The sequence below is a fragment of the Ottowia oryzae genome (assembly GCF_003008535.1).
Lineage (GTDB): Bacteria > Pseudomonadota > Gammaproteobacteria > Burkholderiales > Burkholderiaceae_C > Ottowia > Ottowia oryzae.
The window spans coordinates 1,392,646-1,405,000 of sequence record NZ_CP027666.1 but is presented as its reverse complement, the minus strand read 5'-3'; the positions used below and the strand labels follow the sequence as shown (position 1 = coordinate 1,405,000).

At 70.6% G+C, this 12,355-nt stretch carries 13 protein-coding genes (1 of these 13 cut by a window edge); 5 read left to right on the top strand and 8 right to left on the bottom strand.

All coding sequences use genetic code 11. The annotated features are described in order from the left end of the window. Both C6570_RS06645 and C6570_RS06640 read left to right on the top strand, forming a co-directional pair. Positions 1 to 338, top strand: partial view of an ATP-binding cassette domain-containing protein gene (locus tag C6570_RS06645; RefSeq protein WP_106702520.1) — the final stretch only. The gene continues 1,582 nt to the left of window position 1, outside the view; the window shows 338 of its 1,920 coding nt (coding positions 1,583-1,920); the start codon falls outside the window, past its left edge; it ends in the stop codon at positions 336 to 338. Positions 339 to 430: 92 nt separating this feature from the next. After that, positions 431 to 1,198: a DUF2726 domain-containing protein gene (locus C6570_RS06640; RefSeq protein ID WP_106702519.1), complete on the top strand. Its 768-nt coding sequence runs from the start codon at positions 431 to 433 to the stop codon at positions 1,196 to 1,198. A gap of 98 nt (positions 1,199 to 1,296) precedes the next feature. On the opposite strand, the gene glmU is transcribed toward C6570_RS06640, so the two are convergent. Further along, positions 1,297 to 2,748, bottom strand: a complete 1,452-nt coding sequence (gene glmU, locus C6570_RS06635) for a bifunctional UDP-N-acetylglucosamine diphosphorylase/glucosamine-1-phosphate N-acetyltransferase GlmU (protein WP_106702518.1) — start codon at positions 2,746 to 2,748, stop codon at positions 1,297 to 1,299. Positions 2,749 to 2,849: 101 nt separating this feature from the next. On the opposite strand from glmU, the gene C6570_RS06630 reads away from it, so the two are divergent. Together C6570_RS06630 and C6570_RS06625 are read left to right on the top strand one after the other, a co-directional pair. Next, positions 2,850 to 3,701: a helix-turn-helix transcriptional regulator gene (locus C6570_RS06630; protein WP_123812232.1), complete on the top strand. Its 852-nt coding sequence runs from the start codon at positions 2,850 to 2,852 to the stop codon at positions 3,699 to 3,701. A gap of 153 nt (positions 3,702 to 3,854) precedes the next feature. Next, positions 3,855 to 4,925, top strand: coding sequence for an MBL fold metallo-hydrolase (locus C6570_RS06625; RefSeq protein ID WP_106702516.1), 1,071 nt, complete (start codon positions 3,855 to 3,857; stop codon positions 4,923 to 4,925). Between the two features lie 58 nt (positions 4,926 to 4,983). On the opposite strand, the gene C6570_RS06620 is transcribed toward C6570_RS06625, so the two are convergent. The 4 genes from C6570_RS06620 to C6570_RS06605 all read right to left on the bottom strand — a co-directional run bounded on the left by C6570_RS06620 (position 4,984) and on the right by C6570_RS06605 (position 8,503). Then, positions 4,984 to 5,739, bottom strand: a complete 756-nt coding sequence (locus C6570_RS06620; protein WP_106702515.1) for a Crp/Fnr family transcriptional regulator — start codon at positions 5,737 to 5,739, stop codon at positions 4,984 to 4,986. A gap of 68 nt (positions 5,740 to 5,807) precedes the next feature. Further along, a complete protein-coding gene (locus tag C6570_RS06615; protein WP_106702514.1) occupies positions 5,808 to 6,428 on the bottom strand; it encodes a TetR/AcrR family transcriptional regulator in 621 nt (206 codons plus the stop codon). A 95-nt stretch (positions 6,429 to 6,523) separates the two neighbouring features. Beyond that, the gene (locus tag C6570_RS06610) at positions 6,524 to 7,846 is read right to left on the bottom strand and encodes a multifunctional CCA addition/repair protein (protein ID WP_106702513.1); all 1,323 of its coding nucleotides are present in this window, start codon (positions 7,844 to 7,846) and stop codon (positions 6,524 to 6,526) included. Positions 7,847 to 7,870: 24 nt separating this feature from the next. Then, complete coding sequence (locus C6570_RS06605; RefSeq protein ID WP_106702512.1) at positions 7,871 to 8,503, bottom strand: LysE family translocator; 633 nt, start codon at positions 8,501 to 8,503, stop codon at positions 7,871 to 7,873. A 191-nt stretch (positions 8,504 to 8,694) separates the two neighbouring features. Between C6570_RS06605 and C6570_RS06600 the strand changes: the two genes are divergently transcribed. Then, positions 8,695 to 9,837 carry an MBL fold metallo-hydrolase gene (locus C6570_RS06600; protein ID WP_106702511.1) on the top strand — a complete coding sequence of 381 codons (1,143 nt, stop codon included), beginning with the start codon at positions 8,695 to 8,697 and terminating at the stop codon, positions 9,835 to 9,837. 61 nt (positions 9,838 to 9,898) lie between these two features. Here C6570_RS06600 and C6570_RS06595 read toward each other — a convergent pair whose 3' ends face one another. From C6570_RS06595 to C6570_RS06585, 3 genes are all read right to left on the bottom strand, one after another. Beyond that, a complete protein-coding gene (locus tag C6570_RS06595; protein ID WP_106702510.1) occupies positions 9,899 to 10,588 on the bottom strand; it encodes a glutathione S-transferase family protein in 690 nt (229 codons plus the stop codon). A 127-nt stretch (positions 10,589 to 10,715) separates the two neighbouring features. After that, positions 10,716 to 11,249, bottom strand: a complete 534-nt coding sequence (locus C6570_RS06590; RefSeq protein WP_106702509.1) for an MgtC/SapB family protein — start codon at positions 11,247 to 11,249, stop codon at positions 10,716 to 10,718. 90 nt (positions 11,250 to 11,339) lie between these two features. Further along, complete coding sequence (locus C6570_RS06585; RefSeq protein WP_342747947.1) at positions 11,340 to 12,311, bottom strand: complex I NDUFA9 subunit family protein; 972 nt, start codon at positions 12,309 to 12,311, stop codon at positions 11,340 to 11,342. Between the last annotated feature and the right edge of the window lie 44 nt (positions 12,312 to 12,355).

Here is a 12,355-nt window from a genome sequence, read left to right as displayed (position 1 = left end):
GCGGCGCTCCGGCGCCCGCCACGTCGCGCGAGACGCCCGCCCAGCCTGACGCGCCGGTTGAGAGCAAAAACACCGTCCAGCGCCCACCGGATGAGCGCGAGCAGCTATCAAAAAAGAAGTTAAGCTACAAAGAGCAGCGCGAGCTGGAAAGCCTGCCCGCGCTGATCGAATCGCTGGAAGCCGAGCAAACCGAGCTGCGCGCGCAGCTGGCCAATGGGCAGCTGTACCAGAGCGATCTGGCCCGCGCCGTGGCCTTGCAGGCGCGCGACGGCGAAATCGACACCGCCTTGAACGAAGCGCTGGAGCGCTGGTCTGACCTGGAGTCGCGCACGCGCTGAGCGTTGAGCCAGCCGGGTTGACGCGCCGGCTGAGCGTGACAAGATGCGCGTTCGCAAGCACTTACCCACAAACTCAAGCAATTCAGGAGGCGATGGTGATGGAAGGATGGGGCTGGATCGGGCTGTTGTTGGTGATCGCATTGATCGCCGGCCTGGGATACATGGCATGGCAGCGGCGCAACGCCGGTGGCGCGGCCACGGGCGCACTGGGGCGCAAGGACAAGTTTGCGCCTGCGGCCGCCCTGTCGCCCACCGAAATGGAGCTGCTCAATTACCTGGTGCGCGCCTTTCCCGGCCGCGCCGTGCTGTTTCGCGTGGCGCTGTCGCACCTGGTGAGCGTGCGCCGCGCCGATAACCGTGTGGCCCTGCAACAACGCCTGGGTGAACATTCTGTCGACTACGTGGTGTGCGACCGCGACGGCCGGGCGGTCTACGCCTTCGAGCTGGATGCGCTGCACGACACCCCTGCCGAGGCCGAGGAAGACGCGCGTGAAAAGCACCTGGTGCTCAAGTCGGCCGGCATTCGCCTGATCCGCCTGAACCGATCCACGCGCGACATGCCCGATCCGCAGTCTTTCCGCAGCCACCTGCGCACGGCCGAACTGACACCCGACGGCTCGCCCGCGACGGTCACCGCCCCTGGCGCACTGACCCCTATCGAGGAAGATCGCCCCGCCGTACGCCCGCCATCCCGCCCGAAGCCCCCGCGCCTGGGCGACGGCCCCATTCCGGGCCACGCCGGCGGTTTCCGCGACACGCAGCCCATGACGATGACCGGGCTGATGAGCCTGGACCCCACCACCGAAGAAGAAGCAGAAGCCGCCGCCCAGGCCTGGGGCGCGGCGCGATCGGCTCAGTAAGCCGAGAAGCCCGGGTCAACGGGCACCCAGGCGCGGCGGAGCGGCGCACACAGCCGGCCGCCGCCGCGCAAACCGCGCGGGGCGCGAACCAAACGACTTCAAGACGCCTTGTCAGCCGCAGGCTTCTTGGTGGGCCGCTGCCAGTTGGGCAGGCTGACCTGCTTGCCGCGCGCCACGCTCAGCGCGCCCGGCGGCGTGCTCTTGGTGATGGTCGATCCGCCGCCCACTGTGCCGCCCGCGCCCAGGGTGACGGGCGCCACCAGCACGCAGTTGCTGCCCACGTGCACGTCGGCCTCGATCACGGTGCGGTGCTTGTTGGCGCCGTCGTAGTTGGCGGTGATGCTGCCCGCGCCGTAGTTGACGCGCTCGCCCACCGTGGCGTCGCCCAGGTAGGCCAGGTGGTTGGCCTTGGCGCCTGCGGCCAAGGTGCTGTTTTTCACCTCGACGAAGTTGCCGATGTGCACTTCGGCGCCCAGGTCGGCGCCGGGGCGCAGGCGCGCGAACGGGCCAACCAGCGCGCCGGGGCCCACTTGGGCGCCTTCTTGGCCACCGTCGATATGGGTGAAGGGGTGAATCACCGCGCCGTTGGCGATCTGGGCGTTGGCGATCACGCAGTGCGCACCGATGCGCACGTCGTCGCCCAGCGTCACGCGGCCTTCAAAAATGCAGCCCACGTCGATCTCCACGTCTTGCCCGCAGGTCAGATCGCCCCGCACATCCAGGCGGGCGGGGTCGGCCAGGCGCACGCCGGCGGCCATCAGCGCCTGGGCGGTGCGCAGCTGGGTCTGGCGCTCCAGCTCGGCCAGCTGCTGCGGGCTGTTCACGCCCGCTACTTCCACGGCGTCGGCAATCTTGAGCGCCTGCACAGGCGTGCCGTCGGCCACGGCGTGCTTGACTACGTCGGTCAGGTAGAACTCTTTTTGCGCGTTGCGGTCGTCCAGCTGCGCCAGGTACTTTTTCAGCAAACGCGTGGGCGCGGCCATCACGCCGGAATACCACTCGGTCAGCGCGCGCTGCTCGGCGCTGGCGTCCTTGGCTTCGACGATGGCGTGCACCGGTGCGTCGGCGCCCGCGGGCGCGCCGGCCTCGCGCACGATGCGGCCATACGCGCCCGCGTCTTCACCCGTGTCCACGGTGAGCAGCGCCACGCGCTCACCGCCGCAGGCGGCGATCAAGGCGCGCAGCGTGTCGGGCCGCACCAGGGGCACGTCGCCGTTCAGGATCAGCGTGACGCCGTCGTCCGCCAGCAGGGGCGCCGCCTGCTGCACGGCGTGGCCGGTGCCCAGCTGCGGCTCCTGCCGCACCGATTGCACGGCAGGGTTTGAATCTTTTTGGACGCCAGCGCCCGCCCAGCCTGCGCAAGCAGCTTCTACTTCTATAGCACCGTGACCGGTGACCACGACCACCTGGCGCGCACCCAGCGCGGCGGCGCTGTCCAGCACGTGGCGCAGCAGCGGCCGCCCCGCCAGCGTGTGCAGCACCTTCGGCCGCTTGCTTTTCATGCGGGTGCCCTTGCCCGCAGCCATGATGACAACGTCGACGGCGCTCATGCGTGCTCTATTCCTGCCATGCTTGATGAAGGCGCGATTATCGGCGCCGCCGCATGGCCCCGCCCCGCGACGCCCAGCGCGAAAAGACTAGCATTCGCCCCATGCAACTGAACGACCTGCCCGCCAACGCCGCCCTGGTGGATCGCTTCGTGCGCTTGCTGGACGAGCCCGCCGACCCGCGCATGGTCTGCATCCAGGCGCGCTGCGACCACGGCGTGAAGTCGGTCGATATCGACCGGCCCATGCTGGGCCTGATCTTGCGCGGCAGCAAATGGTTGCGCTGCGGCGCCCTCACCGACAACTTTGTGCCCGGCGACCTGGTTGCCTTGGCCCCCGGCGTTCGCTTCGACGCGATCAACCGCCCCGACACCGCCGAGGGCCGCTACCTCACGCTCAGCGTGCCGCTGTGCGACGAAGTGCTGGCCGCCGCACGGCTGATGTGGCCGCAACCCGTGCTGCCCAGCGGGCTGGGCTTCACGCGCGTGCCCGCCGGCGCCTTGCTGCATGAACTGACCGCGCTGGCCGACGCCGTGGAGGCCGACAACGAGCTGCGCGCCCGCCTGGCCGTGCTGAACCTGCTGGTACAGCTGGCGCAAAACGGCGCCACCGACCTGCTGCTGCCGCCCACGCCCGGCCTGTCGGCCCAGGTGCGCCAGCTGGTGGCGCAGGCGCCCACGCGGGCGTGGCAATCGGCCGATTTCGAGCAGGCGCTGGGCACCAGCGGCGCCACGCTGCGCCGCCGGCTGGCGGCCGAGGGCACGACGCTGCGCGACCTGGTCACCCACGCGCGGCTGGCCTGCGCGCTGGATTTGCTCTACACGACGCAATGGCCCATCAAAACGGTGGCCGACCGCGTGGGCTACAAGTCGGCAGAGAGCTTTGCGCGGCGCTTTCGCGAGCGCTACGGCATGGACGCATCGGCCATCGGCAACGCCGCGCCCGAGAGGGTGTGAGCCGGCCGCGCCAATGCGGGCCCACGGGCGACCCACGCACGGGCCCGCGCACCGGCACCTGAGCGTTTCACGCGGCAAGTTGAGCGCCCGCCGCCGCCGCGCCGCAGTACCTTGGAGGGCCTCGCCTTCGGGCCTACTGCCGTCAACACCATCATGAAAAACGCTGCTCTACCCGCTCGTCGCAGCCACCCTCTTCACGCGCTTCGCCCGCTGGCCGCCCTGGCCTTGACGATCGGCGGGCTGTGCGCCCTGCCTGCCAGCGCGCAACCGGCGCCGGCCACATCAGCCACACCATCGACTGCACCCGCCGCCAGCGCCGGCTTCGTGCAGGTGCCGGGCGTGTACCGTCAGGTGATTGGCGACCTGCAGGTCACCGCGCTGTTCGACGGCGTGGTGTTCATTCCCGTGCAGCAGATCAAGCAGTTCGATCTGGCGCGCAGCCAGCAGTGGCTGAACGCCGACCACGTGCCGCAAAGCAAGGATGGCGTGCAGACCGCCGTCAACGCCTACCTGGTGCGCCGTGGCAGCGAGCTGATTCTGGTCGACACCGGCACCGCCAACTGCTTTGGCCCCACGCTGGGCCAGGTGCTGGCCAACCTGCGCGCCGCCGGCGTGCGGCCCGAAGACGTCAACCACGTGCTGCTGACCCACGCCCACCCCGACCACATGTGCGGCCTGCTCACGGCCGACGGCGCGGTGGCCTACCCCAACGCTACCGTGTGGCTGGCGCAGGGCGATGTCGACTACTGGCTGAGCACCGCCGCGCGCGACAAGGCCCCAGACCCGATGCGCCCGCTGTTCGACATGGCGCGCCGTGCCGTGGCGCCGTATCAGGCGGCGGGCCACTTCAAGGCGTACAGCCCCGGCGTCGCCTTGCCCGAAGGCGTGCAAAGCGTGCCCAGCCCGGGGCACACGCCGGACCACACCTCATGGCGCATCCAGAGCGCCAGCGGCCCGGCTTCGCTGCTGGTCTGGGGCGACGTGCTGCATTACCACGCGGTGCAGTTCCGCCACCCGGACGCATCATTCGAATACGACAGCGACCGGCGCCAGGCCGTGGCTTCGCGCAAGCGCCTGCTGGCGCAGCTGAGCCAAAGCGGCGAATGGGTGGCGGGCGCGCACCTGCCCTTCCCGGGCATTGGCCACGTCGGCACGGCCTTGGCCGGCGCCAAGCAAGGCTACCGCTGGATACCGGCCGAGTTCGGGCCGACCGGCACGCCTTGAGCGGGTAAAGCACCCCGCGCACCCCGCGCCCGCGCAGCCCGGCCGCCGCGGTGCGCCATCAGATCAATGGCACGGGCCGCAGCGGGCGCGCGGCGTAGTCGGCCAACTGCGCCAGCGCGTCGGCCTTGACGATGCGCAGGCGGCCGTCGCGCAGCTCGTGCAGGCCCAGGCGCGCCAGCTTGCGCAGGGTCTTGTTGGTGTGCACCAGCGACAGGCCCAGCGCATCGGCGATGTGCTGCTGCGTCAGCGGGAAGACAAAGCTGCCATCGGCGTCGGTCAGCCCCACGCGCTGGGCCCGGCGCGACAGGTGGATCAGCAGCGTGGCGATGCGTTCGGTGGCGCTGCGCTGGCCGACGTTGACCAGGTTCTCGTCGACCAGCTGCTCTTCGCTGGCGCACAGCCAGGTGACGGCATAGCCCAGCTTGGGATGCTCGTGAAACAGGTTCCACAAGCCGGCCTTGGGGAAGGTGCACAGGTGCACGTCGGTCAGCGCCTCCACGCCGTGGGTGGCGGCGTCGGCAAACTCGGCCTGCAGGCCGATGAAGTCGCCCGGCAGCAGGAAGTTGAGGATCTGGCGGCGCCCGTCCTTGAGCGTCTTGAAGCGAAAGGCCCAGCCCGCGTACAGCGTGTACAGGTGGCGGGGGTCGCTCAGCTCGGCGATCACCGTGCCGCCCGCGCGCACCGTGCGGGCGCCGTGGCGGAAGTCCTGAATGCGGACCAGCTCGGCTTTGGAGACCGGCAGCACGCCGGCCGTCTGGCGCAGGCGGCAGTCGGTGCAGGCGCCCGGCGGGTGAAGATCGGTGGGCGTGCGCATGGGTGGGCTCTTCTTGTGGTACGTCGTGGCGTGAAAGCGTGGCAGGTGCGGGGAACCGGTGCGCGGGCTCAGGCAGCGCCTCCGCCCGCGCCCAGCACCAACCCACGGTCGAGCAGCGCCAGCACTTCGTCGGCAAACTGCGGGTAACTCATGGATCCGCCTGGGCGCAGCCATGTGAAGGTCCAGTTGATCATGCCAAACAGCGTCATGGCGATGGCCGTCTGGTTGTGCGCCTGCACGCGCTCGGGGTAGGCGCGGCGCAAAAAGCGCGTGACGGCCGACACCACGTCGCGCTCGCGATTCAGGATGATCTCGCGCTGCTCTTCGCCCAGGAACTGCGTGCTGCCCAGCAGCGCGGCGTGGCGCGTGGCCGAGGTTTCGTATTCGCACAAAAAGGCGCGGACCAGCTCATGCAGGGTGGCGCGTTCGTCCAGGCCCTTGCGCTGCGCGGTGGCCTGCACCTGGCCGATGATGACCAGCAGCTTTTGCGTGTAGCGGTCCAGCAGGTCGAACAGGATCGCCTCTTTGCTTTCGTAGTAGTGGTACAGCCGCGCCTTCGATGTGCCGCCCGCCGCCGCAATGTCGTTCATGCTGGTGGCGGGGTAGCTTTGGCGCGCAAAGCAGTCGGCCGCGACGTTCAGGATTTCGTCGCGGCGCAGGCCGTGGGCGGCGGAAATGGGTCGTGCCATGCGGGCATTATCGCCATTCACCGACCGATCGGTCAGCCAATTCTCTTGAAGGCTTTACAGGCCTGCAGCGCCCTCAGCACCTGCGCCGGCAGCTATCAATTTGATTGCATTTGATGCTCGGAGGCGTCGGCATCGCCCGCGCCCTCATCCGTGCCCTGCGCCGCCATCCACGCCGCCACGGCCTGCGCGCGCGCCTGCGCCACCGCCTTGCCAATGGCCTCGCCGCGTGCGCCACGGGCCTGCGCGGCGGCGGCCACTTTGGCGGTGGGCACCGATTGCGCGGCGGCCAGCGCGGCCAGCAGACGCGGGCGCTGCGGGTAGGCGTCTTCTTCCATGCCCAGGCGGCCGCGCGCGTCGCATTCGCAGGCCAGCAGCACGTCGGCCATGCGCGCGGGTTTGCGGAAGGCGTCGCAGCGCTCCAGCAGGCGCACGGTGGCGGCGGCGTTCAGCTCGGCGCTGCGGTGGATGTTGCCGTGCTCGCGCGCGACGACGTCGGCCAGCTCGGTGCATTCGGTGGGCACGCGCAGGCGCTGGCCCACGGCTTGCAGCAGTTTGGCGCTGCGGCCTTCGTGGCCCAGGTGGCGCGGCAGCACGTCGGCTGGCGTGGTGCCCTTGCCCAGGTCGTGCGTCACGCAGGCCCAGCGCACGGGCAGGCTGGCGCCCAGGCGCGCGGCCATCTGCAGCACCATCATCACGTGCACGCCGGTGTCGACCTCAGGGTGGTACTCGGCGCGCTGGGGCACGCCCCACAGGCGGTCCAGCTCGGGCAGCACCACGGCCAGGGCGCCGCAGGCGCGCAGCACGTCAAACATGCGCGCGGGGTGCGCCTCCATCAGACCGCGCGCCAGCTCTTGCCACACGCGCTCGGGCACCAGGTGGTTGGCTTCGCCGTCGGCCACCATTTCGCGCATCAGCGCCAGCGTCTCAGACGCCACCGTGAAATCGTGAAAGCGCGCGGCAAAGCGGGCCACGCGCAGGATGCGCACCGGGTCTTCGCGGAAGGCGTCGGTCACGTGGCGCAGCACGCGGGCCTGCAGATCGCGCTGGCCGTGGAAGGGGTCGGTGAGCGCGGGGGATTCATCACCTTTTTGGCCGCTGGCGCCCGTCCAACCTGCGCTGGCAGCTATCGCATTGATAGTAAGGTCGCGCCGCGCCAGGTCTTCTTCCAGCGTGACTTCCGGGCTGGCAAACACGGTGAAGCCCTTGTAGCCGTGGCCGCTTTTGCGCTCGGTGCGGGCCAGGGCGTATTCCTCGTGGGTGTCGGGGTGCAGAAAGACCGGGAAGTCCTTGCCCACCGGCACGAAGCCCTGCGCCACCATGTCTTCGGGCGTGGCGCCCACCACCACCCAGTCGCGGTCTTGCACCGGCAAGCCCAGCAAACCGTCGCGCACCGCGCCGCCGACCATGTAGATGTTCATGGCCGCCAGTTTAGGCGGCGGCCGTCAACGCTGGGCCGTAGCCAGCCGCAGCGCCAGGCCAGCGAACACGACCGCGGCCGACCGGTTCAGCAGGCGCTGCGCCCGCGCCGAACGCGCCAGCCGTTCGCGCAAGGCGCCCGCCGCCAGCACGATGGCGCCAAACACCAGCGAACCCGCGACGATGAACAGCGCGCCCAAGGCCACGATCTGCCCCGCCACCGAGCCCTGGTCAGGCTTGACGAACTGCGGCAGCAGCGCCAAGAAGAACAGCAGCACCTTCGGGTTGGTCAGGTTCATCACCACGCCACGCGCCACCAGGCGCGGCCAGGCCTGCGCGCGCTGCGCGGGCTCGCCCGGCGCGCCCAGGCTGGCGGGCGCCCGCCACGCGCCCCAGGCCAGGTACAGCAGGTAGGCGGCGCCAGCCAGCTTGAGCACGGTGAACGCCGTGGCCGATGCAGCAAACAGCGCGGCCAGGCCCAGCGCCACCGCCAGCGTGTGGCCCATCACGCCCACCATCAGCCCCGCCACCACGGCAAAGCCAGCGCGCCGCCCCTCGGCGGCCGAGATCATCAGGACAAACAGGTTGTCGGGCCCCGGCGCGAGCGCCAGCACGATGGCAAGGGAAAAGAAGGCAAGCGCGGATTCGGGCGACAACATGGCGGTAGTTTCTGGCTGCGGGCGATGACGGCTGAGGGGGCGGCCCTTGTGTTGGGCGGTGCGTGGCCCCATTTTCACCGAGTGCCCGCCGAGCGCTGGGCCGCCGGCCGCCCTCTTTCGCGCAGGTGGCGCCTGGCGTGGCACCCTGTCGCGCGGCGGGCACCGCGCCCTGCCTTCACTTTGCCAATCCTATGAAATCCCTGGGTTACCGCGCCGAAGGCGCCCGCCTTGAACGCATGCACGCATCGCCCCGCTGGGCGGGTGAGGCTTTTCGCAACGTGCATCCCATTGCCGCAGGGCTGCGCGACAAGGATGCGGCCATGCCCTCCGTCGGCGCGCTGCTGCGCCCCGGGCCGCCGCGCGTGCCCGGCGCCACGCTGCCGCTGATCGACCCGCGCAGCGGCTGGCTGCTGCCGCCGCAAAGCGGCCTGCGCGCCACCTGGCTGGGCCATTCCACGGTGCTGCTCGAAATTGACGGCTGGCGCGTGCTGACCGACCCGGTCTGGGGGCCGCGCGCCTCACCTGTCAGCTTTTTCGGCCCCAAGCGCTTTCACCCCGCGCCGGTGGCGCTGAACGCGCTGCCGCCGGTGGATGTGGTGGTCATCTCGCACGACCATTACGACCACCTGGACTACCCCACCATCCGCGCGCTGGCCGCCACGCGCGTGCCCTTTGTCACGTCGCTGGGCGTGGGCGCGCACCTGCAGGGCTGGGGCATCGCGCCCGAGCGCATCACCGAGCTGGACTGGTGGGAAAGCCACACCGTGCCGGGTACGGGGCTGACCATCACCGCCGCGCCGTCGCAGCATTTCAGCGGCCGCACCTTCAAGACGCGCAACGCCACGCTGTGGTCGTCGCTGGTCATGCGCGGGCCGCGCCACGGTGTGTTTTTCAGCGGCGACACGGGCCTGAGCACCGAGTACCAAACCATTGCCCAGCGCCTGGGCCCGTTCGATCTGGCCCTGCTGGAAGTGGGCGCCTGGTACCCCGCCTGGGGCGACATGCACCTGGGCCCCGACAACGCGCTGCAGGCGCTGCGGCTGCTGGGCAACCCGCCGCTGCTGCCCGTGCACTGGTCCACCTTTGCGTTGGCGATGCACGACTGGGACCAGCCCGCCGAGCGCCTGCTGGAGCTGGCGCCCCGCCTGGGCGCGCGCCTGGTCATGCCGCGCCTGGGCGAGCCGGTGGAGCCGGCCTACGCGGAAGACGTGGCGCCCTGGTGGCGGGCCGTGCCGACGCCCGGCCATCACGCGCCCGCAACGCAAGCGACTGAACAGCCTGTGCCCGCTGCCAGCGCGCCAGCCGCGCGTGAGCTGGATTGGCCGCAGGACTGAAGGCTGGCGAGCACGGCCGGTCGGCAGTAGCGCCCTACAGCCCAGGCTTGCGGCGCCGCCTTCAGCGCCCCGAGCGGTACGGCTCGTCGTGCGCGACGAAGCTGCGCTCGGCCAGCGCGCCGTCGATCCAGGCCTTGACGCCCGGCAGCGCCGCCACGCGGGCCACGTAGTCCTGCACGACCTGCGAAACCGGCAGGTCGAACGTGCGCAGGCGCATGCACACGGGCGCGTAGTACGCGTCGGCGATGCTGAAGTCGCCAAACAGCATGGGGCCGCCGTGTTCGGCCAGCAGCTCGGTCCACATGGCGCTGATGCGCGCCACGTTGGCGCGCACGCCGGGGTTGTCGCGCCAGATGATGCGTCCCTGCTCGGGCAGGTGCGCCTCGATGTTCATGCCGCAGCGGCTGCGCAGCGCGGTAAAGCCGGCGTGCATCTCGGCCACCACGCTGCGGGCGCGGGCGCGGGCGGGTGCCTCACGCGGCCACAGGTGCAGCTCGGGGTATTGCTCGGCCAGGTATTCGGCGATGGCCAGCGTGTCCCACACCGCCAGGTCGCCGTCCACCAGCGCGGGCACGGTGCCGGCGGGGTTGACGGCGCGGATGGTGCGCTTGAACGCCTCGTCCACACCATCGACCTCGTTGCCGAAGGGCACCATCACTTCGTCGAAGGCGATGCCCTTTTGCGTCATCAGCACCCAGGGGCGCATGGACCACGACGAATAGTTCTTGTTGCCGATGTAGAGCTTGAGCATGGCGGTTCCTTCAACGAGTGTTTGATCCTAGCGGCGCGCACGGCGCCGATTCATGCGAATTGAGCCCGCCATTCATGCGGCCGGGGCAACACGGGTCCGCGGGCTGGCGTTGGCAGCGGCCACCGCTTCAGCCGCTGTCGGTGTCGCGCCATTCGGGCCGCGCGGCCTTGTCCTGCTCGCTGGCGGGGTTGAAGCGCGGCACCAGGGCGAAAACCACCATCGCCAGCGCCGTGGCGATCAGCGCGGTCACGCCCAGGCCCATGCCGCAGGCCATGCCGATGGCCGCCGTCAGCCACAGCCCGGCCGCCGTGGTCAGCCCATGCACCTGCTCGGCCCCGCTGGCGCCAGACTTGAGGATGGTGCCGGCGCACAGAAAACCCACGCCGGCCACCAGCCCCTGCACCACGCGGCTGAGGTCTGCCGCCGACACGCCCAGCTGTTCGGGCAGCAGCACGAACAGCGCCGATCCCATGGCCACCAGCATGTGGGTGCGCACGCCCGCCGCCTTGCCGTGGCTTTCACGCTCGTAGCCCAGCGCGCAGCCCAGGGCCAGCGCCAGCACCATGCGCAGCAGGATGCGCACCAGTTGCCCCAGGTCGTGCACGTCGGAAAACTCGGCGAGCAGCGCCTGCGAGACAGAAGAGGCTTCGTGGAGATTCATGCCAGCCGATTGTGAAGGGCCGCGCGCTTGGCCGCGCAGCGCGCAGCATGCCCCCGCCGCCGCCCGCCCGTCAACGCTGCCTTAGGCCAACTAACGCCGGGCGCGCTGGCGCAACTCGTCCAGCAGCACGGCGCGGCCCGCGGTGCCCAGGTACTCGGGCGCCAATGCGGCCAGCGGCGTGGCGGCGATGCCCAGCTCGGCCAGGCCGGGCAGTTGGCCGCTGGCGACGTTGTCGACCGCCAGCGAACGCAGGTTGTCGCGGCTCATCAGCGTGCGGCCGGGCAGCAGTTCCAGCGCCAGCGCCTGCAGGTAGCCCAGTGCGTAAGGCAAGCCGACGACGGGGCGGCCGCGCCCCTGGCGAATACCGGCGTACTGGCCCGACAGGCGCACCAGCTCGCGCAGGGTGTAGACCTGCGGGCCGCAGGCCTCGTAGATCTGGCCGGCCGTGGCGGGCGCGCGCAGGCAGCGGGCCAGGGCATCGGCCACGTCGCCCACGGCCACGGGCTGCAGGCGTGCGTTGGCGCCGGCCAAGGGCATCACGGGCAGCACGCGCTGCAGCCCGGCAAACAGATTCAGAAAATGGTCGCCGGGGCCGAAGATGACGCTGGGGCGCAGCAGCGTCAGCGCCAAGCCGTCGGCCTGCTGCAGCACGGCTTCGCCCGCGGCCTTGCTGCGCTGGTACAGCGACGGGCCCTGCGGCGAAGCGCCCAGCGCGCTGACGTGCACCACGCGGCGCACGCCGGTTTGCGCGCACGCTTGGGCCAGCTGGCGCGGCAGATCGACGTGCACCCGCGTGACCGCGCGTTCGCTGCCGTGCAGGACGGCCACCAGGTTGACCACCGCGTCGTGCCCCGGCAGCAAGCGCGCCAGCGTGCCGGGCGCGTGCACGTCGGCGGTGACCAGTTGCACGCGCGGCATGGGCCACAGCGTGCGGGCGCTGCCGGCCGTGTTGCGCGTGGGCACGGTGATCTGCGCGCCGGCGCGGTGCAGGCGCTCACACAGGGCCTGGCCGACAAAGCCGCTGCCGCCCAGCACCAGAATGCGCGCGTCGGTCAGGTTCACAGCATAAACTCCTAAATCCATAGCTGCCGGCGCTGGTGCAAACT

Bases quoted from the DNA above. Each gene is read 5' to 3' on its own strand.
- C6570_RS06620 (WP_106702515.1), bottom strand. From the start codon at position 5,739: ATGCGCACGCCCACCGATCTTCACCCGCCGGGCGCCTGCACCGACTGC.
- C6570_RS06630 (WP_123812232.1), top strand. From the start codon at position 2,850: ATGCAACTGAACGACCTGCCCGCCAACGCCGCCCTGGTGGATCGCTTC.
- C6570_RS06600 (WP_106702511.1), top strand. From the start codon at position 8,695: ATGAAATCCCTGGGTTACCGCGCCGAAGGCGCCCGCCTTGAACGCATG.
- C6570_RS06615 (WP_106702514.1), bottom strand. From the start codon at position 6,428: ATGGCACGACCCATTTCCGCCGCCCACGGCCTGCGCCGCGACGAAATC.
- C6570_RS06605 (WP_106702512.1), bottom strand. From the start codon at position 8,503: ATGTTGTCGCCCGAATCCGCGCTTGCCTTCTTTTCCCTTGCCATCGTG.
- glmU (WP_106702518.1), bottom strand. From the start codon at position 2,748: ATGAGCGCCGTCGACGTTGTCATCATGGCTGCGGGCAAGGGCACCCGC.
- C6570_RS06625 (WP_106702516.1), top strand. From the start codon at position 3,855: ATGAAAAACGCTGCTCTACCCGCTCGTCGCAGCCACCCTCTTCACGCG.
- C6570_RS06595 (WP_106702510.1), bottom strand. From the start codon at position 10,588: ATGCTCAAGCTCTACATCGGCAACAAGAACTATTCGTCGTGGTCCATG.
- C6570_RS06640 (WP_106702519.1), top strand. From the start codon at position 431: ATGGTGATGGAAGGATGGGGCTGGATCGGGCTGTTGTTGGTGATCGCA.
- C6570_RS06610 (WP_106702513.1), bottom strand. From the start codon at position 7,846: ATGAACATCTACATGGTCGGCGGCGCGGTGCGCGACGGTTTGCTGGGC.
- C6570_RS06590 (WP_106702509.1), bottom strand. From the start codon at position 11,249: ATGAATCTCCACGAAGCCTCTTCTGTCTCGCAGGCGCTGCTCGCCGAG.